2 protein-coding genes are annotated in these 2,619 nt (G+C 68.6%); one reads left to right on the forward strand and one right to left on the reverse strand.

The window, feature by feature from the left end; genetic code table 11:
- The coding region (locus tag I5I_RS12615; protein ID WP_036320242.1) for a helicase-related protein at positions 1 to 1,382 on the forward strand (1,382 nt) is incomplete at its 5' end.
- Positions 1,383 to 1,479: 97 nt separating this feature from the next.
- Here I5I_RS12615 and I5I_RS12620 read toward each other — a convergent pair.
- On the reverse strand, positions 1,480 to 2,619 hold a 1,140-nt coding region (locus tag I5I_RS12620), incomplete at its 5' end, for an MFS transporter (RefSeq protein WP_036320239.1).

Genomic DNA, 2,619 nt, shown 5'->3' on the forward strand with positions numbered 1-2,619 from the left:
GAGCTCGGTCCCGGGGATCCTCTAGAGTCATCGTCGTCGGTACGCCCGGTCGCATCATGGACCACCTCGACAAGGGCACGCTCGACCTCTCCGAACTGCGCTTCCTCGTGCTCGACGAGGCCGACGAGATGCTGAAGATGGGCTTCGCCGAGGATGTCGAGACGATCCTCGCCGACACCCCCGCCGGCAAGCAGGTCGCACTCTTCTCCGCGACCATGCCTGCGCAGATCCGCCGCCTCGCCGGCACGTATCTGAAGGATGCCGAGGAGATCAACGTCAAGGCGAAGACCTCGACCGCGACGAACATCACGCAGCGCTACCTGATCGTGTCGTATCCGCAGAAGGTCGACGCGCTCACCCGCATCCTCGAGGTCGAGAACTTCGAGGGCATGATCGTCTTCACCCGCACCAAGAACGAGACCGAGACCCTCGCCGAGAAGCTGCGCGCCCGCGGGTACGCGGCTGCCGCCATCAACGGCGACGTCGCGCAGGCGCAACGCGAGCGGACGGTCAATCAGCTCAAGGACGGCAAGCTCGACATCCTGGTCGCGACCGATGTCGCCGCGCGTGGCCTCGACGTCGAGCGCATCAGCCACGTCGTCAACTTCGATCTGCCCATCGACACCGAGTCGTACGTGCACCGCATCGGCCGCACCGGCCGCGCGGGCCGCTCGGGCGACGCGATCAGCTTCGTGACGCCGCGCGAGCGCCGCATGCTGGCGTCGATCGAGAAGGCGACGCGTCAGCCCCTCACCGAGATGGCGCTGCCCAGTGCCGACGACGTCAACGCGACGCGTCTGACCCGCTTCGACGACGCCATCACGGCGGCGCTCGCCGAGACCGAGCGTATCGACCGCTTCCGCGACATCATCAACCACTACGTCACCCACCACGACGTGCCCGAGGCGGATGTCGCGGCGGCGCTCGCCGTCGTCGCACAGGGGGAGACCCCGCTGCTGCTGGACGAGGACCCGCCCGCTCCGGCGCGCCGCGAACGGTTCGAGCGCGACGATCGCGGACGCGACCGCAGCGACCGCGACGACCGGCCCCGCCGCGACGATCGCCGTCGCTCGGGAGGCCCGACCGCGACCTACCGCATCGAGGTCGGTCGTCGGCACAAGGTCGAGCCGCGTCAGATCGTGGGAGCGCTCGCCAATGAAGGCGGTCTTCGCCGTGAGGACTTCGGCGCGATCCAGATCCGTCCCGACTTCTCGCTGGTCGAACTGCCCGCCGACCTTCCCCGCGAGACGCTCCAGCGGCTGGAGGGCACCCGCATCAGCGGTCGCCTGATCGAGATCAAGCCCGACCGCTTCCAGCGCTCCGCCAAGCGTCCGGACCGCGACCGTGACGACCGCGGCGATCGGCGCCCGCGCCGCGATTGAGCGCGTCGCGGCATCCGGGCCGGGTCCTGCGTTTCGACTCGCTGCGCTCGCTCAATGGCCAGTGGGACTCCGCCCGCGTCGAGAAGCCTGAGTCAGCTCAGCGGATCTCGACCTGAGCGGTCTTGACGGGCAGCATGAGCAGCAGTCCCGCGAGCAGGATGAGAACGATGCCCAGGATGCCGAGGCGCGTGTCGCCGCTGAGGCTGACGAAGAGTGCGAACAGGCCGGGTGCCAGGAACGACACCGCGCGTCCGGTGGTGGCGTAGAGCCCGAAGATCTCGCCCTCGCGCCCTTCCGGAGTGATGCGGGCCAAGAACGATCGCGATGCCGATTGCACCGGGCCGACGAACATGCAGAGCACGAGCCCCACGATCCAGAAGCCGAGCTGACCGCTGCCGATGACCAGCACGGCCAGGCCCGCGACGACGAGCCCGATGAGCGACGTGAGGATCACGTTCTTCGGTCCGAAGCGGTCGTCGAGTCGGCCGGCGAAGATCGTCGAGATGCCGGCCACGACGTTGGCGGCGACGGCGAAGTAGAGCACCTGCGTCGACGTGAAGCCGAACACCTGCGCGGCGATGATCGCGCCGAAGGTGAAGACGCCGGCGAGGCCGTCGCGGAAGACGGCGCTGGAGAGCAGGAACAGGAGCACCTGGCGGTTGCCGTGCCAGAGGCCACGCAGCGTCTGCCACAGCAGCACGTAGGAGCGGAAGAATCCGACCTTCACCCGACGATCGGATGCCGGGATCTCCGGCACCCGCACGAGCACCGGGATCGCGAAGACGCCGAACCACACGGCTGACGCGAGGACGGCCAGGCGGATGTGCAGCCCGCCCTCGGTGGTGATGCCGAGGGGGCCGGGGCTCGAGGAGAGCCCGATGAAGCCGACGAGCAGGATGAGCAGCAGGACGATGCCGCCGACGTAGCCCATGCCCCAGCCGAACCCGGAGACGCGCCCCATCGTCTGACGGGTGGAGACCTGCACGAGCATGGCGTTGTAGTTCACGCTCGCGAACTCGAAGAACACGTTGCCGACGGCCAGCAGCGTGGCGCCGAGCACGAGATAGCCCGGCGCGCCGTCGACGAACACCATTGCCGCCATCGCGAGCACCACGACGCCGGTGTTGATCCCGAGCCAGAGCTTGCGTCGACCGGATCCGTCGGAGCGCTGCCCGAGGACCGGGGCGAGGAGCGCGACGAGGATGACTCTAGAGGATCCCCGGGACCGAGCTCGAAT

The organism is Microbacterium sp. B24 (assembly GCF_000333415.1).
GTDB lineage: Bacteria > Actinomycetota > Actinomycetes > Actinomycetales > Microbacteriaceae > Microbacterium.